We start from the raw sequence: 362 nt of genomic DNA, 5'->3' as shown, positions 1-362 counted from the left end.
ATATATAGTATAATCCACTTATGACTATACCAATACATAACCTAGAAGACCATGACTTTGGCAAACACTCAAAGACTGAGCGCAATCCCAGAGCCCGACTACGCCTGCTCATCTTATACCAATATAGTATAGGCAAAGCCACTAACGATATTGCCAAAGACCTCTGCATACATCCTGAAACTGCCAGACGGACATTGAAGCGATATTATGAACGAGGACTTGAAAGTCTCTACGATCGTCATCGTCGAGGTCGTCACAGCAAATTGGCAGAAGCAGACATAGCCGCTTTTAAAGCCATGATAGTCTCTGAACAAGAAAAGCGAGCTGGCGGTCGTCTAACCGGCAAAGACATTCAGCAATTG

At 44.2% G+C, this 362-nt stretch carries 1 protein-coding gene; it reads left to right on the top strand.

Going from position 1 to position 362, the window contains the following annotated elements; translation table 11 throughout:
• Positions 1-20 precede the first annotated feature (20 nt).
• Positions 21-362: helix-turn-helix domain-containing protein (locus CXF58_RS01320; RefSeq protein WP_145989775.1), on the top strand; the 342-nt coding region annotated here is incomplete at its 3' end.

Origin of the sequence: Psychrobacter sp. Sarcosine-02u-2, assembly GCF_002836335.1 — a bacterium.
Taxonomy (GTDB): domain Bacteria; phylum Pseudomonadota; class Gammaproteobacteria; order Pseudomonadales; family Moraxellaceae; genus Psychrobacter; species Psychrobacter faecalis.
This window is presented reverse-complemented; position numbering and strand designations above follow the sequence as displayed.